At 69.4% G+C, this 21515-nt stretch carries 20 protein-coding genes and 1 pseudogene; 13 read left to right on the top strand and 8 right to left on the bottom strand.

Going from position 1 to position 21515, the window contains the following annotated elements; genetic code table 11:
- The 3 genes and pseudogenes from ACLBYE_RS11990 to ACLBYE_RS11980 all read left to right on the top strand — a co-directional run.
- Positions 1-781, top strand: a pseudogene (locus tag ACLBYE_RS11990) (peptidase M48); the annotation flags it as partial.
- Positions 782-788: 7 nt separating this feature from the next.
- Positions 789-1304 carry a hypothetical protein gene (locus ACLBYE_RS11985; RefSeq protein WP_447694371.1) on the top strand — a complete coding sequence of 172 codons (516 nt, stop codon included), beginning with the start codon at positions 789-791 and terminating at the stop codon, positions 1302-1304.
- A gap of 175 nt (positions 1305-1479) precedes the next feature.
- Complete coding sequence (locus tag ACLBYE_RS11980; protein ID WP_020091080.1) at positions 1480-1755, top strand: CsbD family protein; 276 nt, start codon at positions 1480-1482, stop codon at positions 1753-1755.
- A 274-nt stretch (positions 1756-2029) separates the two neighbouring features.
- Here ACLBYE_RS11980 and ACLBYE_RS11975 read toward each other — a convergent pair whose 3' ends face one another.
- Positions 2030-2266: a hypothetical protein gene (locus ACLBYE_RS11975; protein ID WP_447694370.1), complete on the bottom strand. Its 237-nt coding sequence runs from the start codon at positions 2264-2266 to the stop codon at positions 2030-2032.
- Between ACLBYE_RS11975 and ACLBYE_RS11970 the strand changes: the two genes are divergently transcribed.
- The 4 genes from ACLBYE_RS11970 (at position 2265) to ACLBYE_RS11955 (ending at position 8299) form a co-directional block, all read left to right on the top strand.
- Positions 2265-2582: a hypothetical protein gene (locus ACLBYE_RS11970; protein WP_447694369.1), complete on the top strand. Its 318-nt coding sequence runs from the start codon at positions 2265-2267 to the stop codon at positions 2580-2582. The two genes, ACLBYE_RS11975 and ACLBYE_RS11970, sit on opposite strands and share 2 nt — an antisense overlap.
- Positions 2583-2646: 64 nt before the next feature.
- A complete protein-coding gene (locus ACLBYE_RS11965) occupies positions 2647-3819 on the top strand; it encodes an efflux RND transporter periplasmic adaptor subunit (RefSeq protein ID WP_447694372.1) in 1173 nt (390 codons plus the stop codon).
- Between the two features lie 131 nt (positions 3820-3950).
- Complete coding sequence (locus tag ACLBYE_RS11960; protein WP_447694368.1) at positions 3951-7139, top strand: efflux RND transporter permease subunit; 3189 nt, start codon at positions 3951-3953, stop codon at positions 7137-7139.
- A 206-nt stretch (positions 7140-7345) separates the two neighbouring features.
- On the top strand, positions 7346-8299 hold the full coding sequence (locus ACLBYE_RS11955) for a hypothetical protein (protein WP_447694367.1): 954 nt from the start codon (positions 7346-7348) through the stop codon (positions 8297-8299).
- Positions 8300-8501: 202 nt separating this feature from the next.
- On the opposite strand, the gene ACLBYE_RS11950 is transcribed toward ACLBYE_RS11955, so the two are convergent.
- Positions 8502-9782, bottom strand: coding sequence for a family 16 glycosylhydrolase (locus ACLBYE_RS11950; RefSeq protein ID WP_447694366.1), 1281 nt, complete (start codon positions 9780-9782; stop codon positions 8502-8504).
- 485 nt (positions 9783-10267) lie between these two features.
- Here ACLBYE_RS11950 and ACLBYE_RS11945 point away from each other — a divergent pair, with 485 nt between their 5' ends.
- The 3 genes from ACLBYE_RS11945 (at position 10268) to ACLBYE_RS11935 (ending at position 16032) form a co-directional block, all read left to right on the top strand.
- A complete protein-coding gene (locus ACLBYE_RS11945; protein ID WP_447694365.1) occupies positions 10268-12877 on the top strand; it encodes a beta strand repeat-containing protein in 2610 nt (869 codons plus the stop codon).
- A 105-nt stretch (positions 12878-12982) separates the two neighbouring features.
- Positions 12983-14707, top strand: a complete 1725-nt coding sequence (locus ACLBYE_RS11940) for a type I secretion system permease/ATPase (protein WP_447694364.1) — start codon at positions 12983-12985, stop codon at positions 14705-14707.
- Positions 14704-16032 (top strand): HlyD family type I secretion periplasmic adaptor subunit, encoded by a 1329-nt coding sequence (locus tag ACLBYE_RS11935; RefSeq protein WP_447694363.1) that lies wholly within the window; start codon positions 14704-14706, stop codon positions 16030-16032. The genes ACLBYE_RS11940 and ACLBYE_RS11935 overlap by 4 nt, the downstream gene beginning before the upstream one ends.
- Positions 16033-16528: 496 nt before the next feature.
- On the opposite strand, the gene ACLBYE_RS11930 is transcribed toward ACLBYE_RS11935, so the two are convergent.
- A complete protein-coding gene (locus ACLBYE_RS11930; protein WP_020091090.1) occupies positions 16529-16753 on the bottom strand; it encodes a hypothetical protein in 225 nt (74 codons plus the stop codon).
- 1000 nt (positions 16754-17753) lie between these two features.
- Between ACLBYE_RS11930 and ACLBYE_RS11925 the strand changes: the two genes are divergently transcribed.
- Complete coding sequence (locus ACLBYE_RS11925) at positions 17754-18020, top strand: hypothetical protein (protein ID WP_091675883.1); 267 nt, start codon at positions 17754-17756, stop codon at positions 18018-18020.
- Positions 18021-18099: 79 nt separating this feature from the next.
- Positions 18100-18273 carry a hypothetical protein gene (locus tag ACLBYE_RS11920; protein ID WP_447694362.1) on the top strand — a complete coding sequence of 58 codons (174 nt, stop codon included), beginning with the start codon at positions 18100-18102 and terminating at the stop codon, positions 18271-18273.
- A 99-nt stretch (positions 18274-18372) separates the two neighbouring features.
- Here ACLBYE_RS11920 and ACLBYE_RS11915 read toward each other — a convergent pair whose 3' ends face one another.
- The 5 genes from ACLBYE_RS11915 to ACLBYE_RS11895 all read right to left on the bottom strand — a co-directional run bounded on the left by ACLBYE_RS11915 (position 18373) and on the right by ACLBYE_RS11895 (position 21185).
- Positions 18373-18843 (bottom strand): hypothetical protein, encoded by a 471-nt coding sequence (locus tag ACLBYE_RS11915; protein ID WP_447694361.1) that lies wholly within the window; start codon positions 18841-18843, stop codon positions 18373-18375.
- Between the two features lie 1070 nt (positions 18844-19913).
- Positions 19914-20096, bottom strand: coding sequence for a hypothetical protein (locus tag ACLBYE_RS11910; protein ID WP_447694360.1), 183 nt, complete (start codon positions 20094-20096; stop codon positions 19914-19916).
- Entirely contained in the window at positions 20087-20536 is a 450-nt protein-coding gene (locus tag ACLBYE_RS11905) for a hypothetical protein (RefSeq protein WP_447694359.1), read from the bottom strand. Before ACLBYE_RS11905 ends, ACLBYE_RS11910 begins: the two co-directional genes overlap by 10 nt.
- The gene (locus ACLBYE_RS11900) at positions 20533-20826 is read right to left on the bottom strand and encodes a hypothetical protein (RefSeq protein ID WP_447694358.1); all 294 of its coding nucleotides are present in this window, start codon (positions 20824-20826) and stop codon (positions 20533-20535) included. The genes ACLBYE_RS11905 and ACLBYE_RS11900 overlap by 4 nt, the downstream gene beginning before the upstream one ends.
- Positions 20823-21185: a hypothetical protein gene (locus ACLBYE_RS11895; protein ID WP_447694357.1), complete on the bottom strand. Its 363-nt coding sequence runs from the start codon at positions 21183-21185 to the stop codon at positions 20823-20825. The genes ACLBYE_RS11900 and ACLBYE_RS11895 overlap by 4 nt, the downstream gene beginning before the upstream one ends.
- Before the next feature lie 95 nt (positions 21186-21280).
- Here ACLBYE_RS11895 and ACLBYE_RS11890 point away from each other — a divergent pair, with 95 nt between their 5' ends.
- Complete coding sequence (locus ACLBYE_RS11890; protein ID WP_447694356.1) at positions 21281-21466, top strand: ribbon-helix-helix protein, CopG family; 186 nt, start codon at positions 21281-21283, stop codon at positions 21464-21466.
- The last annotated feature ends 49 nt before the right edge of the window (positions 21467-21515 follow it).

Here is a 21515-nt window from a genome sequence, read left to right as displayed (position 1 = left end):
CGCCGCCCTCGGGCTGGCGATGGACGCGGACCTGCTGGCCGCGGCCGGAGCCGCGCCGCCGGCCCGGGCCCGCGACCAGCTCGCCGCCTACTTCGCCGACCCCGACGGCCTGTGCCGGGCCGCGACGCGGGACTTCCTCGGCGCGGTCCGCGCCCGGGAGGCCGCCGCCCGCGCGCAACTGGAGGCGACGGCCGCGGACGTCGGAACCGAGGAGCGGGTGCTGCGCGCCAGCCACCGGGCCCGCGGCCTCGCGCTGGCCGCCAGCGCCGGCCTCTTCGCCGCCGCGGCGCTCGCGCTCGTGCTGGTCCGCGTCCCGGGGCTGTCGCCCTACGAGGCCCGGACCGTGTCGGCCGTGGCGCTGGCCCTCGCGGCCGCCTTCGGCGGGGCGGGCGCCTTCGTCCTGTCGCGCGGCGAGCCGGTCGCCCTGATCCTGAGCCCCGCGGGGCTGACCACGCCCGGTCTCGACAGGGTGATCCCCTGGGAGGCCGTCGCCGATCTCGACATGTCGCTGAGCCGGGGCGGCATCGTCACCCGCCTGCTGCTACCGCCGGGCGCGGACTGGCCGGAGCGGACCCCGGGGCGGCACCCCGTGAAGCTCGACCCGAAGCGCCGCATCGTGACCCTCACGGTCGGACTGCCGCGCGGGATGAAGCCGCAGGATTTCGCCGACCTGATCGCCCGCTACCAGGCCGCGCACCACGCCCGCCGCGCCCTGGCCGAGCGCGCTGCGCGCCCGACCGCGGCCGCCGCCCCCCCCTCTCCCGAAGCTCTGCCTGCTTGAGGATCGCATGGGATCGCCCGCCAAACCCGAGACAGCCGAGACCCTGCGCCTGCCGCCCGACCGCGCGAGCTGGACCGTCATCCTGGGCGTGCTGTTCGGCTTCGTGCTGTTCGGCGGCCTCCTGGCAGCCAGCGCCGTCTACACGGCGCCCGTGCTGATCTCGGACTGGCAGGTCCGCGAGGCCGCCCGGCCCGTCCCGAACGCCCGCGTGAGCGACGGCAAGTGCAGCACCAAGCTCGTCTTCCACATCTGCGACGCGACGCTCTCGCTGCGGACGCCCGCGGGCAGCGTGACTCGCCGGGTGAACTACGTGTTCACCGGCCTGCACGCGGGCGACTGGACGATCGGGGTGATGGCCGACCCGGCACATCCCGAATCCGTCACCACCGATCTCGGCCTCGACCGGCTGTGGAACCGGGCGATCACCCTCCTGGCGATCGACGGGGTTATCCTGGCCGGCCTCGTCGGAGCGCTGATCTCGATCCTCCGCAACGGGCGCGCGGCGTTCCGGACCGCCGCCTGACCGGCGCCGCGCCGGGATCTCGGCCGCGCAGGACCGTCCGCGCCACGGGACGCGCCCGAACCGGCGGACCGGTGCCGTACCGGTTGCCGGCCCGGCGATCCGGTACGTGTGCGTCATTGCGTCGGCGCCGGCGGTCGGTCAGACCGCGCTCCCTCGAACCTCTCGGGTGAACCGGATGAGCAGCACCCGCAAGACGGCGCTTCGTGGCGCCCTCCTCGGCCTCGCCCTCGCGGGCCCGGCGCTGGCCGACGACACGCCGACGACGGCGGGCGCGGTCGACCGGCTCAAGGGCCTCGCCAACGAGGCGGTCGGCGGCGCCAAGCGCGGCGTCGGCAACCTGACGGACGACGAGGCGCTGAAGGCCGAGGGGCGCGACCAGAAGCTCCGGGGCCAGGCCCAGCAGGAGCGCGGCAAGGCCAAGGACGCCGTCGAGAACGCCCTCGACAAGTAGGCGGGTCGGGCCCCGGCCACACCGTGGCCGGGGCCCGACGCACAGGTCGAAACGGTCTCGCCGGCCGGCATGACGGACACCGTCGACGCCTCGGCCGGTCCCGGTGCCGGAGGCGCCGGCCGCGCCGACTGGCGCCGGCGCCCCGGGCGCGAACGCTTGTATAGGCGCTCTGCGCACTCGCTAAATCGACCTCATACGCGGTAACGCTCCCGTTGTTTTACCAAACGTTCCAAATTTTTATCTGATCTTACTCAATTGGCGGACATCGGAGAAATCACACCGCCGCTTTGCCGGGCGCTGATCGGTTTAGGTAGTGCGCCGTGGTTGATAACAATTTTTGTTGCAACAACTTAACCGCGACATATGCTACCGATACAGGATAGGCGTCCGAATCGGGTCTGTCCTGAATATCGAACCTGTATTGCCGCAGGGCACGGCAACCGTGCGGGGCCACCAGAACAAGGATCGACCGGGCCGTCCGGTCGACGCGACGCGCGGGTGTGCTGATCATGATGTTTGCTGTCCCCGCCCTGCTGTTGGAGCTGGCGTTGACGACACCGGTCTCGGACAAGATGCCGGTCTTCGACGTTCACGGCAGCTGCCGAGCGGCGACGAAGGCGATGACCCTCGATTCCGGTCGGCAGCAGCTCTGCCTCCAGGACGAGGGGTCGGCCCGTGCCGAGGTGGCGAAGAAGTGGTCCAGCTACCCGGCGGTCGACCGGACGCGCTGCGCGGCGGAAGCCCAGCTCGACGGCCTGCCCAGCTACGTCGACCTGCTGGAGTGCCTGACCCTCGCCCGGGAAGCCAAGGCCGAGGACGATCAGTAGCCGCGTCAGGACCGAGACCGAAGACCGTCCCGTAACGCTCTCAGGTTGAGGGTCGACCGTGCCGATCGTGCTGCAGCTTCCCGGATCCCTCCGTCTCCTCGCCCTGGCGGCCATCGCGGGCCTCGCCGCCGGTTGCCGCGATGCGAACCAGTACGTTCCCCCACCGCCGCCGACGGTCTCGGTCGCGCAACCGCTCGTGCGCACGGTCACGCGCTACTTCGAGCTCACCGGCAACACCAAGGCGTTCGCGGCCGTCGAGCTCGAGGCGCGGGTCCAGGGCTTCCTGGAGGCGATCACCTACAAGGACGGCGCCGTCGTGAAGAAGGGCACGCCGCTCTTCTCGATCCAGCGCAACACCTACGAGGCGCAGCTCAAGCAGGCGCAGGGCGCCCTGGCGGCGCAGCAGGCCGCCCTGGCGAATGCCCAGTCCGAGTATCAGCGCCAGTCCACGCTGGGCCGGCAGGAATTTGCCTCGCAGGCGCGCGTCGAGGACGCGAAGACCAAGCAGGACCAAGCCAGCGCCGCCGTCATGGAGGCGCAGGCCAACCTCGACATCGCCGCCATCAATCTCGGCTACACGCAGGTCTCCGCGCCGTTCGACGGCGTGGTCACCAACCACCTCGCGGATGTCGGGGCGCTCGTCGGCATCAGCGGACCGACCAAGCTGGCGCTGCTCGTGCGCATCGATCCGCTCTACGTCTACTTCAACGTCAGCGAGCAGCAGGTGCTGCTGGTCAAGGAGCACCTGCTCGCCACGCACCGGACGCTGGGCGACCTGTCCAGGATCCCGGTGGAGATCGGCCTGCAGACCGAGACCGGCTATCCGCATGCCGGCAAGCTCGACTATCTCGCGCCGCAGGTTGACCCGTCCACCGGCACGCTGATGGCGCGGGCGCTCATCGAGAACGGCGACCACGCGCTCCTCCCGGGCCTGTTCGTGCGGGTCCGGGTCCCGGTCGGGCGCCAGGACAAGGCCCTGCTGGTGCGCGACGACGCCATCGGGACGAACCAGCAGGGCAGCTACGTGCTCACGGTCGGCGCCGACGACACGGTCTCGCAGCGGGTGGTGACGCTCGGGCCCCGGGACGGGCGCTACCGGGTGATCGAGGCCGGGCTCGCACCCGGCGACTGGGTCGTCACGGACGGCATCCAGCGGGCGATCCCCGGGGCGAAGGTCGCGCCCCAGAAGGTGGCGGTGGCCGAAGCCTCGCCCGACCCGGCGCCACTCCCGCGGTGAGCCGTCGTCCGACGGTCGCGGCGCTGCCGACGAGGCCGACACGCCCGACGATCGGGCAGTGATCTCCGCCACCCCGCGTTCCGCCCCCGCGGCGGGCCGCCCCTGAGACGCCGGCACCGAGGGCCAACGGCATGATCTCGCGCTTCTTCATCGAGCGGCCGGTCCTGGCCAACGTGCTGGCCCTGGTCATGGTGCTGATCGGCGCGGTGTCGCTGCTCAACCTGCCGGTATCCCAGTATCCCAACGTCGTGCCGCCGACGGTCCAGGTCACCACCCGCTACCCGGGCGCGAGCGCCCGCACGGTGGTCGACACGGTGGCGCTCCCGATCGAGCAGCAGGTCAACGGCGTCGAGGGCATGCTCTACATGCAGTCGACCAGCGCGAGCGACGGCACCTACACCCTCACGGTCACCTTCGCGATCGGGACGGACGGCGATCAGGCCCAGGTGCTGGTGCAGAACCGGGTCGCGATCGCGATGTCGTCGCTGCCGCAGGCGGTCCAGGTCCAGGGCGTCACGACCCAGAAGAAATCCACTGCGGTCCTGCAATTCGTCACGCTGTCGGCCAGCGACGGGAAGTTCGACAGCCTGTTCCTGTCGAACTACGGCGTCATCAACGTGCAGAACGAGCTGGCCCGGCTGCCCGGCGTCGGCAACGTCACGGTCTTCGGCGCCGGCCAGTACGCGATGCGGATCTGGCTGGACCCCGACCTCGTGCAGGCCCGGGGCCTCACCCCCGACGCCATCATCAACATCGTGCAGCAGCAGAGCCAGGAGGTCACCGCGGGCGCCGTGGGGATGCCGCCGGTCCCGGCCGGCCAGGACTTCCAGTACACGCTCAACGTCAACGGGCGGCTCAACAACGCCCCGGACTTCGAGAACATCGTCATCAAGGCGGACGCGCAGGATGGCGGCCGGATCACCCGCCTGCGCGACGTGGGCCGCGTCGAGCTCGGCGCGCAGACCTACAGCCAGTCCTTCACCCTGAACGGGCAGCCCGCCGCGGGCATCGGCATCTACCAGCTGCCCGAGGCGAACGCGCTGACGGTGGCGAACGCGGTCCGCACCCGGATGGCCGAGCTCGCGAAGACCTTCCCGTCGGGCCTCGTCTACGCCATCCCGTTCGACACGACGGAGTTCGTGCAGGCCTCGATTCATGAGGTCTACATGACGCTGTTCGAGGCGGCCGTCCTGGTCCTGATCGTCATCCTGGTCTTCGTCCAGGACTGGCGCGCCATGCTGGTGCCGGCGACGACGGTGCCGGTGACGATCATCGGCGCCTTCGCCGCCATGGCAGCGATGGGCTTCAGCGTGAACCTCTCGACGCTGTTCGCGATCGTGCTGGCCATCGGCATCGTGGTGGACGACGCCATCGTGATCGTCGAAGGCGTGTCCCACCACATCGACGAGGGCCTCTCGCCCCGGGCGGCGGCCGAGAAGGCGATGGAGGAGCTGTTCGGCCCGATCATCGGCATCACTCTGGTGCTGATGTCGGTGTTCGTGCCGGCCGCGTTCCTCCCCGGCCTGACCGGGCAGCTCTACAAGCAGTTCGCCCTTGTGATCGCCGCCACCGCGCTGATCAGCGCGATCAACGCCGCCACCCTGAAGCCGACCCAGTGCGCTCTGTGGCTGCGCAAGCCGGTGCCGCCGGAGAAGCGGAACGTGTTCTACCGCGGCTTCAACCGCGTCTACGGGGTCCTCGAGGGCTGGTACGCCCGGCTGATCGCCACCATGGTCCGGCGCAGCGGCCTCATGGTCGCCGTGGCGCTCCTGCTGATCGGGCTCGCCGGATGGGGGCTGGCCCGCCTGCCGACCGCCTTCCTGCCCACCGAGGACCAGGGCTACGTCCTGATCGGCGCGCAACTGCCGGACGGGGCCTCGAAGGAGCGCACCGACGCGGTGATGCAGCGGATCAGCGCCCAGGCGAAGGCGACGCGAGGCGTCGACAACGTGCTCTCGATCAGCGGGATCTCGGTCCTCGATTCCAACGCCACCCTGCCCAATGCCGGCGTCGCCTACGTGGTTCTCAAGAACTGGGACGTCCGGGCCAAGGAGAAGGGCCAGGATCTGCGCAGCCTCTACGAGCGCTTCAACACGATGCTGGCGGGCGTCGAGGACGCCGACACCTTCGTGCTGATCCCGCCGCCGATCCAGGGCATCGGCAACGCCAGCGGCTTCACCATGCAGATCGAGCTGCGCAACGGCGACTTCGACTACCCCCTGCTGGAGAGCCTCGCCCGGACGGTCGTTGCCGACGGGAACTCGCAATCCGGGCTGCGGAAGCTCAACACCTCGTTCCGGGCCGGCGTGCCGCAGATCGCGATCGCGGTGGACCGGGTCAAGGCCGAGGCCCTCGGCGTGACGGTCGGGCAGGTCTTCTCGACCCTCTCGAGCTACGTCGGGTCGTCCTACGTCACGCAGTTCAACAAGTTCGGCCGGACCTTCCAGGTCTACGTGCAGGCCGCGCCCGATTACCGGCTCCGCCCCGAGGACGTCGAGAACCTGAAAGTGCGCGCCGGCAACGGCGTGATGGTGCCGCTCGGCACCGTCGTGGAGATCAAGTCCGTGCAGGGGCCGTCCCTGATCAGCCTGTACAACCTCTACCCGACGGCGACGATCGTGGGCGGGGCGGCGCCGGGCTTCAGCTCCGGGCAGGCGCTGGACCTGATGCAGCAGATCGCCGCCAAGGTGCTGCCGCCGGGCACGGGCTACGACTGGACGGCGATGTCGTACCAGGAGAAGGCGGTCGGCGCGCAGATCTACCTCGTGTTCGCCCTCGCCATCCTCCTCGTCTACCTGGTCCTGGCCGGCCAGTACGAGAGCTGGATCCTGCCGCTGGCGGTCCTGCTCGGCGTGCCGCTGGCGCTGCTGGGCACGGTCGGGGCGCTGCTGCTCCTCGGCGTCGCCAACAACCTCTACACGCAGATCGGCCTGATCCTGCTGATCGCGCTGGCGAGCAAGAACGCCATCCTGATCGTCGAGGTCGCCCGCGAGAAGCGGCAGGCCGGCCTCGACATCGCGGCTGCCGCCGTGGAGGCGGCGCGGCTGCGCTTCCGCCCGATCCTGATGACCTCGTTCGCCTTCATCCTCGGCGTGCTGCCCCTCGTCACCGCCTCCGGAGCCGGTGCCGCGGCGCGCAAGTCGATCGGCATCACGGTGTTCAGCGGCATGCTCGCCTCGACCTGCCTGGCGGTGCTGTTCGTGCCGTCGTTCTACGTGATCCTGCAGCGGATCGAGGAGCGCCGCGCGCGCAGGGGGCAGCCCGGGCCCGTCGCGTCCCCGCCCCCGGCCGGGACAACCCCCGAGACCGGACCGGCGTGAGCCGGCGCGCGGACGCGGCGCGGCTCCGCTCCGCGCCGTTCAGGACCCGCGCCGCCGTGACCGCGCGACGCCGTTCCCGCCGACGCGCGGCGCCGGATCCGCGACCGGACTTCCGGGGGCCGCGCGTCCGGCATGCTCGACCGTTGACGGCCTGACATCGCTCGCCCTATCAGATATAGCATCAGCTATAATGATGGGTCAGGGCTATGACGCATACCGGCGCTCCGCGTCGTCTCTCGGCTCCAGGATCGGTTCTCCGCGGCCTCGCCGCGGTGCTCGGGCTGGCCGCGGCGCTCTGGGTGGCCGCGGCGCTCGGGCCGGCACCGGCGCTGGCCCAGTCCCTGCCCACCGCCGCCGAGAACCTGACGCCGGGCGACCTCGACAGCGAGCATCTGTTCGGCTTCACCGAGGGGAGCGACCTCGGCGTTCCCGGAGAGGCGGAGCTGGAATGGGAGACGAGCGGGCGCCTCGGCCGGCGCGTCGCCCGCTTCCTGACCGTGGACAGTTCCCTGGCCCTGAAGGTGCCGCTGACCAACGATTTCCGCCTGGCCCCGGGCGTCACCTTCAACGCCTACGACATCGGCGCGCCGGGAACCCCGGCCCGGACCACGGGCGGCTTCAACGGTGGCTTCCTCGAGACCCGGGTGCGCCTGATGGATCGCCGGACGGCCCCCTTCGGCCTGACCCTCAACATCGTTCCGGGCTACGGGACCGTCGACGGCGGAATGGGCGTGCCGGCGCGCAGCTTCGGCACCGAGATCGGCCTGCTCGCGGACCGCGAGATCGTCCCCGGCAAGCTGATCGCCGCCGTCAATGTCGGCTTCGCGCTCTCGACGACGCGGCTGACCGTGATGGACGCGCCCGTGCGCGGATCGGGGATCGAGGTGGCGGGGGCGCTGGCCTTCTGCGTCCGGCCCGGCCTCTTCCTCGGCGGCGAGGCACGCTATGCCCGGACCTACGACGGCTTGGCGCTCGACCGGGTCGCGGGCGAGGCCGTGTATCTCGGACCGACCGCCTACGTGACGTTGTCACCCCAGGCCTGGGCCTCGTTCACCTGGAGCTTCCAGGTCGCCGGGCAGGCCACGGGCGAGCCCGGCCCGCTCGACCTGTCGAGCTTCGACCGCCACCAGATGCGGCTGCGCGTCGGGTACAGCTTCTGATCGCGGTCCTGTCGCCGCACCGCGGCCAGCGAGCCTCAGAGTCGGCGGATGGGCGCCGAGAACGCGACGCTGGTGGAGCCGTCGAGGGACCGAGCAGCCCCTGCCGACGGGCGGCGAGCCTGCCGTGGGTGTCGGCTGAAGCGGCCCTGTCGCGACGAGAAGAGGGACTGGCTGCCTCGGAGCAGGTCTTCCGGAAGGGCCGTTACATGCCGAACATGTTCGCAGTCGGAGCATGCAACGTGAAGGCATGACCCTCATCAACCCAGCCGCTGCCGGCGTGACCTTGCTCGATGTAGCTGATCTCATCGGCGCTGGACGCGTAGTAGTGCCGTCCGCTCTCGGTGTTGACGAACCGCTCGACGGTCAACGCGTGCGATCCCGCGGCGGTCGAACTCGCGTAGGCGTCGAACGCAACGCCGTCATAGTTGTAGCCGGAACCGCCCGAGAGGAGCCCGTCGCGCTCCGCGGTGCTGGTCGTGTAGAAGTGGTCGCCGGTCGTCGGGTTGGTGAACCGAAAGACGTCAGCCGTGGCATACGACGACACTGGCGCGGCCCAGCCGACGCCCTGATAGGCGTAGCCCGACGGGGTGCTCTCAAGCTGCGCGCGTTCCGCAGCGCTCGCCGTGTAGAAGTGCCGTCCTGAGGCGGCGTCGTAGAAGTGAAACACCGGCTCGAGCGCCGCGGCGCCCGGACTGGCCTGATAAGCCCGCATGTAGTCAATATTCATCTGCGCGGGAAATGGCGTCGACGCGTCGGCGTCGCCCGGCCACGAGCCGCCGACGGCGAGGTTCGCGATCATGTACATGGGCTTGTCCAGACCGGCCGGCGTCGGCGTACGATAGATCTCCTGTCCGTCGAAGTAGAAGGTCAGCGTGTCCGGTTGCCAGTCAACGCCGTAGGTGTGGTAGCCGCCGCTCATGTCGGCGACTGCGGAGATCCCCTGGCTCATCGTGTGGTTGCCGGGTGTCTGGCCGGGCGCAAGGCTGTGCACCGTGGTGTAGAGCGTGCCGGGATCGTGCCCGAGCATCTCCATCACGTCGATCTCGGGCGGCCAGGAACCGTCCGCCGGGAGCAGCCAGAACGCCGGCCAGAAGCCCTGACCGGCGGGCAGCTCGGCCCGCATCTCGAAGTAGCCGTAGGTCTGGCTGAAACTGTGGAAGGTGTTGACCATGCCCGACGTGTAGGGCTGATCCCCCAGGTCCTGGAGCAGAGACGGATCGGACGGCGCGGCGGTGATGGTGAGGATGCCGTCGTGGACGCGGAAGGGGTTCGGGAGCGCGCTGCCGTCGGGTTGATCGGCGCGGACGTACCATTGCTGCTCCTGATTGAAGGGCCGCGTCCCGGTCGACGTGACGTGGATGCTCCACTGCGGGCCGCCGGACGTGTCGAGGCCCGAAGTGCCGTCCCAGAGCGGCAGCGTGTCGAAATCCTGGCTGTAGGTGAGTGTCGCCGTCTGGGCGAGATTCCTCGGATCAATGGCCACGGTTCACCTGCCCATTCGCGCCACGCACTGAAGTGGCCGCGCCGCACGATACAATCATAAGCTGCATCGGAGAACAGGGCGAATCGGTCACGGCGCTGTTTGCCGGGTACCGTCTGATCGACGGCACATCGCGCGGGATGCAGACTTCGATACGAGCAGACAGATACGGAGTAGCCGATCGACAGCGGATATTTATATATATATCCCCTGTCATCCGCCGCGATTATCGATTTATAACGAATATTGCACTCATTTGCCGCTTTTATCTACGCAATATTACTACAAAGAACAGCCGCGCACGTCATATCTGCGAATAATATTTTGGTCCTAGACCGAAGCCCGACGCGGTTGGACCTTCTCCCTCGGCGGTGTTGGGACTGGCCGCACGCAGTCACGGCAGGCCGCCGACTCGGTATTCTTTACCGACGCTCGGCACTGCAACCCATAATTGTACTGCTGGTTACGCATCAAATCCGGAGGTGCCCATGTCGTCGTCCCCTCTCGCCGCGCTCAACCCGTCGTCACGCTCGCTCGAATGGCTGGTCGGGTCCAGCGCGCTGCTGTCCTCCACCGCACTATCGACCGGCCAATTGACGAGTCTCGGTCCGATTACCTCGCTCATCGAGAGTGCCGTCGACGTCGGTGCGGCGGATGAGGGCGGGTCACCGCTTCCCGGCGCGCTGGCCGATACCGCGAACCAGATCGTCCTCGACACCCATGCGCAGCTCGAGAACGCGGGTCATCAGGTCGCGGCGCTGAACGGCCCGCTCCACGGTCTGACCAATCTCGGTGAGACGGTCGGGCTCGGTCATATCGGCGAGGCCGGCAACCTGATCACGGACCTGACCGGCGCCGTCGCCAACCCGACCGATGCCGGCAGCATCGTCCCGGTGTTGAACGATGCCGGGCAGGTCGCCGAGGCTGCCGGAGCCTTGCTGAATACTGTCACGGCCCTGCCCGTGGCCGGCAACGGCCTTGTCGGCTCCGGCGGCACGCTCGCGCCGGCGGTGGGGATCCTCAACCAAGCCGTCCTCGACCTGCACACGACGCTGGAGGATGTCGGCCATCAGGTCCCGGTGCTCAACGCGCCGATCCACGCCCTCACGGGCCTCGGCGAGACGGTCGGCCTCGGTCGCATCGGCGAAGCGGGCAATCTCCTGACCGACACGCTCGCCGTGCCGGGATCGCTCCTCAATGGCGGCGGCCTCGGCTCGGCCACGCCGGTCCTCGCGGATCTCGGTTCCGTCCTCGAAGCGACCGACACGCTGATCACCTCCGTCACCGGGGCCGCGACGGCCGGCGGCCTGCTCGCGTCGGGCGGCCTTCTCGCCCCGGTCGCGAACCTCGCGAACACCGCCGTCCTCGACGTCCACATGACCCTCGAGAACCTCGGGCACGAGATCCCGCTGCTGAACGGCGCTGTCCACGGCCTGACCAACCTCGGCGAGACCCTCGGACTCGGCCATCTGGGAGAGGGCGGAAACCTGCTGACCGACGCCGCGGCCCTGCCCGGTGCCCTGCTGGGCGGCCAGGGGCTCGGCGCATTGTCGCCGATCCTCAGCGATGTCGGCGCGGTGGCGGGCGCGGCCGGCGGACTGCTCGGCGGCGTCACCGGCATCGTCGGCGACCTGGGGGGAGCGGGCGCGCCGGGCGCGGGCAGTCTCCTCACCCCCGTCACCGCCGCGGCGGATGGCCTGCTCGGCACCGTGACCGGCGGCGCTCCGGACGGAACCGGCGCCCTGCTCGGGCCGAACGCGCCGCTACAGCCGGTGGGCGCTGTCGCCAACACGCTGATCGACACCGTCCACGGGGCGCTGGAGCAGGTCGGACACGACGTGCCGCTCCTCAACGAGCCGCTCCACGCGGTGATCGCGCTGGGCAACACGGTCGGGCTGGGTGAACTCGGCGACACCCACAACCTGCTCACCGACACCATCAACCTGCCCGGCGCGATCCTGACCGGGAACGCGCCCGGAGGCGTGGCGCAGGTCGTCGACGACCTCGGGCACGTGGCGGGCGCGCTGGGCGGCGTCGTCGGCTCGGCGACCGGCCTCCTCGACTCGGCCGGCGGCGGTCTCGGATCCGGCCTGCCGGGCGGCGGTCTCCTGGCACCGGTCACCTCCGCCCTCGGCGGCTTGACGGGGGACCAGGGTGCCGGAGGCCTCGACGGTCTCCTGGGCGGCCTGAACGGAGGCCCGGGTTCCGGCGCGGCCGGCGCGCTGCTCGGGACGAACGCGCCGCTGCAGCCGGTCGGCGACGTCGCCAATACGCTGATCGACGGCGTCCATGCGGCCCTGGAACAGGTCGGCCACGATGTGCCGGTCCTGAACGACCCGCTCCACGCCGTGATCAACCTCGGAACCACGGTCGGCCTGGGGGAACTCGGCGAGTCGAGCAACCTCGTGACCGATGTCGTCAACCTGCCGGGCGCGGTCCTGAACGGCGACGGAGGCCCCGCGGTGGCGCAGGTCGCGAGCGATCTCGGGTCCGTGACGGAGGCGGCCGGCGGCGTCGTGGGCTCGGTGGCGGGGATCCTTCCCGCGGCCGGCGGGGACGGCCACCAGGCGGGTTCCCCGGTCGACGGCGTCGTCGCGACCGTGACCACGGTCCTGGGCGGGGGCGAGACCGGTGGGGCGGGGAGCGCCGTCGGCGACCTGCTCGGCACGCTCACCGGCGGCACGTCGGGTGAGCCGGGAGCCGGGACCCACCCGTTGATCGACGTGTCGGCGGGCCCGACGACCTCGACGCCGGTGGCGGACGTCGCCGTGCTCACGCCCGCCGCCGATCCGGCCCACACCGTCGACGTGAGCGCGGTCGCGGTGAGCGCCGATCAGCCGAGTCTGGCCACGGCGAACCTGCTCAGCGGCGACAGCATCCACCTGCCGCAGACGGGCGGCGGTGCCGACTCCCTCGTCGGCCACCTCGTGGACGCGGTGTCGGGGACCTCCTCCGCGCCGGCCGAGGCGGGCGCCGCCCAGGGCGTGAGCGTCGATCTCGGCGTCGCCACGATCGATCTCGGCGGCCACACCGAGGTCCAGCACACGGACCCGACTCCCCACACGGCCACGAGCGGCCTGCACCTGCTCGGCCTGTGAAACGCGGCCCCCGCCGCCGACGCGGCGGGGGCTTCCGCGACGCCGGGGCCCGACTCGCTTCGGCCCGAACCGCTCCGCTGACGTGCCAAGCCGAGGGATCGACCTGTGACCGATGAACGCGTGTTGCGTGTCGCGAAGCGGCGCGAGTTCTGGTCCGCCGTCAGGGCCGGGCGCACGTGCCTGATCACCGTGATGATCGTCAGCGGCCTGATCAACCTGCTGATGCTCACGGCCCCGATCTTCATGCTGCAGGTCTACGACCGGGTGCTGCCGAGCCGGAGCATCGCGACGCTCGTCGGTCTCGCCGGCATCACGCTGATGCTGCTCGTGATCCAGAGCGTCTTCGAGATCTTCCGTGCCCGGATCCTGGCGCGCTTCGCGCGCCTCGTCGACGAGCGCCTCGGTCCGCGGATCTTCCGGACCCTCCTGGTCCGCGGCGCCGAGATGCCGCGCAGCGACGACGGCCCCCAGGCCCTGCGCGATCTCGACACCGTCCGCGGCTTCGTGTCGAGCATGGCGGTCAGCGCCTTCTTCGACCTGCCCTGGGTGCCGCTCTACGTCGCGGTCTGCTTCCTGTTCCATCCCTGGCTCGGCGCGGCGGTGGCCGGGGGCGCCCTGTTCCTGTGCGTGCTGACGATCTTCACGGACTGGGCCTCGTCCGCGTCCACCCAGGAGGCCGTCCGAACGGCCGGTGAGCGCCGGTCCTTCACCGACATGGCGCACCGGACGGCACCGCTGCTCTCGGCGCTCGGGATGCGGTCCCGGATCGCGGAACTCTGGCAGGTCCGGGCCCGGCGGAATCTCGACGTCGCGGCGTACGGGAACGACCTGGCCATCGGCTTCGGCACGACGGCGCGCCTGCTGCGCACGGTGCTGCAATCCGGCATCCTCGGCCTGGGCGCCTTCCTCGTCGTGCGCGAGGAGGCGACGGCCGGCGTGATGCTGGCCGCCACGATCCTGTCCGCGCGCGCCCTCGCGCCGGTCGACCTGGCGATCGCCAACTGGAAGTCGTTCTCGGGCGCCCGGCAGGCCTGGGGCCGCCTCGTCGCGTTCCTGCCCCGGCGGGAGCCCGCAGCCCTCACGCCGCTCCCGGCGCCGCGGGAGAGCGTGCGCGTGACGGCCCTGTCGATCGCGGCGCCCGGGACCGACACGCTGGTGCTCCACGACGTCAACGTCGCCCTCGCGCCCGGAAGCGCCCTCGGGGTGATCGGGGCCAGCGGCTCCGGCAAGTCCACCTTCGCCCGTGCCCTCGTCGGACTGGCGCGCCCGAACCGCGGCGTGATCCGCCTCGACGGCGCGGCGATCGATCAGTGGGATCCCGATGCCCTCGGGCGCGCGGTCGGCTACCTGCCGCAGGACATCGAGATGTTCGACGGCACGATCACCGAGAACATCACGCGCTTCGATCCCGAGCCCAACCCCGAGGCCCTGCTGGCGGCCGCCCGGGCCGCCGGCGTGCACGAGGTCGTGCTCCGGCTGCCGGGCGGCTACGACGCCCGCGTCGGTTCCGGCGGCCTGGGCCTCTCCGGCGGTCAGCGGCAGCGGATCGCGCTCGCGCGGGCCCTGTACGGCGATCCGTTCCTCGTGGTCCTCGACGAGCCGAACTCGAATCTCGACGTCGACGGCGATCGCGCCCTGTCCGCCGCCGTGCAGGGCGTGCGCGCGCGCGGCGGCATCGTCGTGGTGATCGCGCACCGGCCGAGCGCCCTGGCGGCGGTCGATCGCATCCTGGTCCTCGGGGACGGGCGCGTGCAGCTGCACGGCCCGCGCGACGAAGTTCTGTCGAAGCTGAACGCCCTGACGCGGCAGACGCCCACGAGGGTCGCATGACGACGGATCGCACGCCTGAAGGGCCGGCTACGGATCCGACATACGAGACGCGCCGCTCCTTGCGGCGGCACGTCGCCGGCGTCGCCGCCGTGATCGTGGTCGCCACGGGCGCGGGGGCCTGGACAGCGGCGACGGAATTGTCCGGCGCCATCATCGCCACGGGCTCGCTGGTGGTCGAGAGCAACATCAAGAAGGTCCAGCATCCGACCGGCGGCGTCGTCGCCGAGCTGCCGGTTCAGGAGGGCGCGCGCGTCCAGGCGGGCGACCTGCTGGTCCGCCTGGACGCGACCACCGCCAAGGCCACCTACGACAGCGTCACCAAGAGCCTGTGGGAGATCGCGGCGCGCAACGCCCGGCTGGAGGCCGAACGCGACGGCCGCGCGAGCCTCGCCATCCCCCCCGAGCTCGAGGGAGCCGGACCGGATGTGGCCCGGATCGTCGACGGCGAGCGCAAGCTGTTCCGCTTCCGACAGGACGCGCTCCAGGGCCAGAAGGCGCAGCTCCGCGAGCGGGTCGGGCAGCTGAACGAGGAGATCAAAGGCCTGTCCGAGCAGGCCGCCGCCAAGGAGCAGGAGACCGCGATCATCGGGCGGGAGTACGAGGGCGTCGAGGATCTCTGGCGGAAGAACCTCATCCAGCTGACCCGGCTCACGAGCCTCCAGCGCGACATGTCCCGCCTGAAAGGCGAGCGCGGCGTCCTCGTCGCCAACATCGCGCAGACCAAGGGCAAGGTCTCGGAGACCGAGCTGCAGATCATCCAGCTCGAGCAGAACCTCCGCAGCGACGTCGCGAAGGAGCTGGCCGAGAACCGCGCCAAGGCGGCGACGCTGACCGAGCAGCGGATCACGGCCTTCGACCAGCTGCAGCGCATCGAGATCCGCGCGCCGCAGACCGGCTACGTGCACGAACTCGCGGTCCACACCCGCGGCGGTGTGATCACCCCGGGCGAGCCGATCATGCTGATCGTGCCGACCGCGGATTCCCTCGTCGCCGAGGTACGTGTGGCGCCGCAGGACATCGACCGGTTGCAGACCGGTCAGGCCGCGGGGTTGCGCTTCCCGAGCTTCGACCAGCGGACGACACCCGAGCTCAACGCGCGCGTGACCCGGATCGCGGCCGATGTGAGCGAGGACAAGCGGACCGGCAGCTTCTACTACCTCGTTCGCCTGGGCGTGACGAAGGAGGAGATGAAGCGACTGGACGGGGCCACCTTGATGCCCGGCATGCCCGTGGAGGCCTTCATCCGCACGGCAGATCGAACGGTGCTGTCCTACCTCACCAAGCCGCTCGTCGATCAAGCCCGGCGGGCGTTCCGGGAGAAGTGAGATCCGCCCGGTCGCCCGCATGGACGGTCACGGAGCCTGTCGAGATCGCGGAGCCGATCCCCACAGGACCGACTGTGTCGCGCTCGGCGAAACGACGGTCTGAGCAGGGGGAAGCACCGGCCAACGCACGTCCGCCTTCGCGGGCGGCGCGCATGCGAGAAGCCATTCCGCTTCCAGCCGCTGCAGTTGTTCAACGCGGGCTTTGCATCATCGCCTGGCGGCGGACGCACTGGGCAGGGGGCCACGGTGCGGAGGCGTGGGGTCACGAAGCCTCACAACGAGCACGGCTGCGAGCGCGGCGGTGACCGCGAGAATCGCGATCGTCGTGAGTCGGTCAGGCGGTCTCCGGTTCATGGCCACGTCTTAGCAGCTGCGCCTGCTCCTCGCAGGATGCGGACCTGACACGCCCCGACGCGCCCGGCTCCGATCGGGCGCCGGCCGGCGCCGTGCCGATCCCGGTGCACATGGCTCGGCGCTGCGACCTTCTCCGATCCTGCTACCGGTTGGTGTCAGACGCCCGCGGCCCGATGGGTTCGCAGGAGACGAACAGGCTCACGAACCAGAACAGGGTCATGGCGGCGATCGCCGCCGCGGTCCCGAACAAGGGGCTGACGATCAGCGCGGCCAGCACGCCATGCTTCCACATCAGGGTAATCGCGATGAGCCAGCCGAGGCTCGCGGCGATAGATACCCGGATGATGCAGCATTCGGATGCCTGCATCACAACCTCCAAGTTCCATATACAACGCATACGTGCATGAAACGGTGATGGTTCAATGTGGCAAACTGCTGGGTTCGCGAGCGATCAGCTGCTCGGCACTGCCGAGTCGGGTGCCAATGACCCCTTTTCACACGCGCGACAGCGGGTGAGACAATTCTGCATCCTCTACGTTCGATCGCCCGTCACACGAAGTGCGGCGGCAGGATCATGACCTGGGCGTGCACGACGAGACTGAACGCCATGGCGGCCGTCACGACGGCGTCGACGAGACGGTTCGTCAGGGTGATCGGCTTGGTCATCGTGGCCCCGTCAGCTCGGCTGTTCCGAGGCGGCCTTATGGTCAAGCTGGATGTCGTCAGGATTGCTCCGATTGTTGCATGGGGCTGACGGGCTCGACCTGCGCCAGCCGGAGCGCTCGGATTTCGGTCCCTCGCTCCACGACAACGCTCTGGTCGCGGTTCTTCGCGAGAGGCCGAAAGCCGGGACGTCAGCCAATCACTGCCGCATCTCGGAGCAGGCGGAAGGAGCGGTCTGCCGCTCAGCACCGACGCGGGCCCGGAGCCCAGCATCGTACGCGGCCTCCGCGAGGTCTTCCGTGTCTGCGGTCTCCGGGTGTCGGGCGTTCTCCGTGTTGAGGAGGTCCACGGCAGGCCTCAGAGCAGGTCCGGGCGCGGCGCGGACCTTGGGGCGGCGAGGTTCGACGCCGGAGATGCGCTGCCGAGACCCGCGCCCGCCTCGCATTGGATGGCGGCGACGGTCGCGCGCCGCCGCTGAGGCTATAGCGCGTTACCGGTCACCCCCTCAGGCGTCGGCATGCTGCCGTATTTACAGGCCCGTCGGCAGGTGGCCGCGGCCGGTGGGCAATTCCACGGCGATTGCTGCTCAGGTTCTGCGTAATCCGAACCCGAGGCGCCGGGGGATTTCCCGTTGAGATGACGTTAATCCGACATATACCACTTTTAGTTGCATTAGCCATCGGGAAGAGGGGGCGGCGCGTCAGATGTCGGAAGCCATCCTTGCACGCGATCAACGGACGGAGTGGTTGCCCAGAAGCCGGATCGGTCTTCTGATTTTCGTGCCGGGCGCACTGCTGTGGATCTCGATCGTGCTCTGCATGCTGCCGATCACAGTACTCGCATTCCCTGCGGAATGGATGTTCAAGAACAGGCCGAACCTCCATGCGACAGCCGTGACGATTCTCGTGTGTCTCGGCGCAGCCAATGTCGTGATCGCTCCGGCGACCGTGCTCTACCTCCTGTATGCCTGACTGGCGGGCGGCTTGTGTGCTTCGCCTCAGGAACCAAGCTTGCGGACATCGCCTCGGTACGCTGATGCGACGGTGAATCATGGCTCACATCGAGACAGTGTCGGTTCAGGATCAATCCATGCGTCCCTGGATGGATCGCGTCCTCACGATGATCATGGTCGCGGGCGGCGTGGCGACGGTGGTGTGGATCGCCGCGATGCTGGTGGCAGGCTGGCAAATGGCCGTCGTGCTGATGGGCCTGAGTGCAGTCTGACAGGCGTCCCTGCCTCAGGGTTGCCGCCACTGCTCCCGAGCCGCCCGTTCCGCCACGGGGTGCGGAGCCACGGGCGCCCGATGGCGAAGCTGAGTGGGGTCAGCCTCCGCCACCGCCCCCTCCCCCTGTCCCGGGTCCGCCGAGGTTGCCGTCCTTGTTCGGCGTGTTCCAGTGGATGATACCGTCGCCGGCGGGACGCGGCGCGGTATTGGGCGGTCGCGGGAAAGCGAAGGGGGAGAACGCGGTCGCGCCGCGCGGGGCGGGGCTGCTCGCTCGGGAGCGCCGCGCGACAGCTTCGGTGCTCGCGAAGCCCGCGAGCGCCACAACGAGCCACCTGATCGCCGCGCTATGCATGGTCGACTTGCCTCGCGCTGAGGTGCGCCACCGAGCGGCGACGGCTGCGCGCAGGGTAGCAGGATCGCTGCGCTCTCGCAGCCGCACTCTATGGACCTCCGTCCCGGATGCCGCATCGCGGAACCCGCGTTCAGGAGCGCCCCGCAGCCGGCCGAGCACCGTCACCACGTAGATCGGTCGGAGCGCGTGGATCACCTCGTCGGCGATGTCCAGCAACGGACTCACGGAGCCGAGAGTTCGGACGGCATACGTTCGCGGGTGGTCGCAGCCAGGCCGACTCCGAACGTGGCTGTTGTCGGAGCGACGCAGGACGTCAGGCGGCGGAAAGGGATCTCCGCGAGCTCGCCGGGCTGGGCGCAGCGTCCGCCCCGAAGCCCTGTCGCTGTGGAGCGGACCGACTGGGATCCACTCCTGGCGGCCCATCCGCACGCGACCCAACCCGGAGGGCGAGGCGAAGTCATGCTGTTCTCGAAACCGGAGGGACGCGATCGTCCAAGCTGGCGCGCCCGCCGATGTCTTCACGTACGCGGGCTGTGACCGACGGCTCAACCGGGTTGGAGACGATCAGGCGTAGGTCGGGGCGGCCGTCGAAGGCGAAGGAGGAATACGCCAGCACGATGGCGCCTCGGATCGGGTGCTTCAGCGGCTTCGTCCCCTCGCCATTCTCTCGAAGGCGACGCGCAGAGGCTGGCTGAGCCCGATCCAGACGACGGGTCGGGACATTGAGCCCGACACTGGGAGCGACCTCAGGGCTGGGCTCGAACGCGCTGCCTTTTCAAAGGCGCTCTTGAAGCCGTGCCAAGATATGCCGAGGTCCGGGCACGAAACTTGCGCGAAGGTTGGAATCTATGGCGCGTCATTCAGTGACTGGCGGAGAGGGGGTCCGCCCACCGCCAAATTTTCATCGTTTAACATCAGTAACTTAACTCCGAGTTTGCGCGTCCTACCCACACCTCAACCCACGAGATTGACGCGGATCTTGAAGTATTGCTGCGAACGGCTGCGGATTGATCGGCCCGCACTCGGCGAGCGACCGGCGGTCATATTTTGGCAAGGCGGGCGGGCTAGCCCTCAACCTGTCGGCGAGTTCTCGACCGTCTCGTTGGCCATCCACGCTCGCTCGCAGATATGCCCCTCAGCTGTCGCGGCGGGCGTGGGTGCTCGGCAAAACGGAAACCGTTTCCGTTTTCGAGGAGTGGACAAGTTGGCCACTCCAAAAGCGAAACCGTTTCGCATTTGCCCGCCGGATCGACCTCGAAGGTGGGGGATCGGTCCCCCACCCGTGGTCACCGCAGCAGTGCCCGTGGCGGCAGATCCGCCCGCGCGGCCAGGGCCTCGGCGACCCGCACTCGATCCCGCGAACGGGCCAGAGCCGCGTCTGCGTCGGCCATCAGCAGCTCGTGCCGGAACAGATCGAAGCGGGCGAGCCGGAGCATCCGGACCGCGAGGAAGGCGTAGATCAAGCGCATGCCTCATCCTCCCCAGGCCGGTAGATCGCGCCCCGGTAGTTGGCCGGCATCGTCACGCCAGCCACCGACAGCACTGCTTGAACGAGCGCGACGAACATGCGCTCGTCCTGATCCATGTGTTGCCGTTCGTTGTAGGCGTGCTCCTCTGAGAGAGCGATCGTCAGTGCGAGGATGCCAAGGCCAGCAAGGGTCGTCGGCACTGGCATCTCGCAAGCCTCACTGGCGAAGTCCATGACAGCGGCATGAGCTTCGCAGGCAGCCCAATCCGCAGCCGAATGATTGGGCGTGCCCCAACCCCATTCGATTTCCCTGTGGCGCTGATAGAGCGCGCGGGCCGTGGCCTCACGCGCGACATGCGGGTCTGCGGCGACGGCCGGCACAGAGGTCAGCGGAGCCGCGAGGATGGCACCGAGAGCGGCGCGGCGGGTGGAGGCGGTCATTGCTCGCCCTCCACGTCGGCATAGAAACGGCGGTGCAGGCTCAGGACCTGCGTCTGCTGCTGGCTGATCAGGAAATCCAAAGCCTCGATCTGCTCCCGGGTCAGGATGATCGTGACGTTCTTGCCGAACTTCGGCGCCCCCTCCGTCTCCCTGATGGTCTCAGAGAAGAACGCTTCGAGGACGATGCCGCGAAGCCGTAGGTCGCAGATATCGCTCTCGCACTCGCGATAGCGCTTGCCTAATTCCTCGTTCCAAGCCGCAAGCTCGGTCGGGGTTCGGGTGGCGGTCATACGCACCTCCCGTAGCCCGGAAAGCCCTGCTCGGCCGCAGCTTCGAGGTCGGCGATGCCGTTATCGTCGCTGTTGCCCTCGGCGTCGTGGCCATCTTCAAGGTCCACGTCGACGTCCTCCAGGTCCGCGTCGCCGTCGAGCGCATCTAATAAGGCGAGGTCTGCCTCGATCCGGTCGGCAATCCGACGGCGCAGGTCGCAGAGGCGTTGCCGCTCCAGATCTGGATCCGCGGCGCGCATGGCCGCGATGGCGATGGTGACGGGGCCCGACTGCCGGCCGAGCCCCAGGCCTAATAAGGGCTGCGGGCGATCGGACGGGCGTAATAAGGGCGTGCGTGTGCTATGGACGTGGGTAGCCATGCCGCTCTCCTCAACAGAGTGGTGGGGTCAGGGCCGGATGGGAGGCTGCACCCTTCCGTTCGGCCCGCTTTTGGGTTAAACCGAAAAGTATGCTGATGTCAATTCCGGTTGAACCGAAAAAGCGCGGCCGACCTGCCACCGGGCGTGATCCGCTGGTTGGCTTCCGTGCGCCGCCGGACCTGCTGGCGCAGCTCGAAGCCTATGGCGAGCGTGAGGGGTTGAAGCGATCGGAAGCCATTCGCAGGCTAGTCGAAGAGGCCTTGAAGGCGCGGCGCCTCTAGCATGACGGCAATCAAAGATTGCAAGGTAGAGTGACGGCAATTGCATCTC

The sequence above is a fragment of the Methylobacterium sp. A52T genome (assembly GCF_053346095.1).
Note: the sequence above shows the minus strand (reverse complement) of the source record. Positions and strands in the feature narration are given on the sequence as shown.

Coding starts and splice junctions, on each gene's coding strand:
- ACLBYE_RS11985 (WP_447694371.1), top strand. CDS start 789: ATGGGATCGCCCGCCAAACCCGAGACAGCCGAGACCCTGCGCCTGCCG.
- ACLBYE_RS11980 (WP_020091080.1), top strand. CDS start 1,480: ATGAGCAGCACCCGCAAGACGGCGCTTCGTGGCGCCCTCCTCGGCCTC.
- ACLBYE_RS11970 (WP_447694369.1), top strand. CDS start 2,265: ATGATGTTTGCTGTCCCCGCCCTGCTGTTGGAGCTGGCGTTGACGACA.
- ACLBYE_RS11975 (WP_447694370.1), bottom strand. CDS start 2,266: ATGATCAGCACACCCGCGCGTCGCGTCGACCGGACGGCCCGGTCGATC.
- ACLBYE_RS11960 (WP_447694368.1), top strand. CDS start 3,951: ATGATCTCGCGCTTCTTCATCGAGCGGCCGGTCCTGGCCAACGTGCTG.
- ACLBYE_RS11955 (WP_447694367.1), top strand. CDS start 7,346: ATGACGCATACCGGCGCTCCGCGTCGTCTCTCGGCTCCAGGATCGGTT.
- ACLBYE_RS11945 (WP_447694365.1), top strand. CDS start 10,268: ATGTCGTCGTCCCCTCTCGCCGCGCTCAACCCGTCGTCACGCTCGCTC.
- ACLBYE_RS11935 (WP_447694363.1), top strand. CDS start 14,704: ATGACGACGGATCGCACGCCTGAAGGGCCGGCTACGGATCCGACATAC.
- ACLBYE_RS11930 (WP_020091090.1), bottom strand. CDS start 16,753: ATGCAGGCATCCGAATGCTGCATCATCCGGGTATCTATCGCCGCGAGC.
- ACLBYE_RS11925 (WP_091675883.1), top strand. CDS start 17,754: ATGTCGGAAGCCATCCTTGCACGCGATCAACGGACGGAGTGGTTGCCC.
- ACLBYE_RS11920 (WP_447694362.1), top strand. CDS start 18,100: ATGGCTCACATCGAGACAGTGTCGGTTCAGGATCAATCCATGCGTCCC.
- ACLBYE_RS11910 (WP_447694360.1), bottom strand. CDS start 20,096: ATGCGCTTGATCTACGCCTTCCTCGCGGTCCGGATGCTCCGGCTCGCC.
- ACLBYE_RS11905 (WP_447694359.1), bottom strand. CDS start 20,536: ATGACCGCCTCCACCCGCCGCGCCGCTCTCGGTGCCATCCTCGCGGCT.
- ACLBYE_RS11900 (WP_447694358.1), bottom strand. CDS start 20,826: ATGACCGCCACCCGAACCCCGACCGAGCTTGCGGCTTGGAACGAGGAA.
- ACLBYE_RS11895 (WP_447694357.1), bottom strand. CDS start 21,185: ATGGCTACCCACGTCCATAGCACACGCACGCCCTTATTACGCCCGTCC.
- ACLBYE_RS11890 (WP_447694356.1), top strand. CDS start 21,281: ATGTCAATTCCGGTTGAACCGAAAAAGCGCGGCCGACCTGCCACCGGG.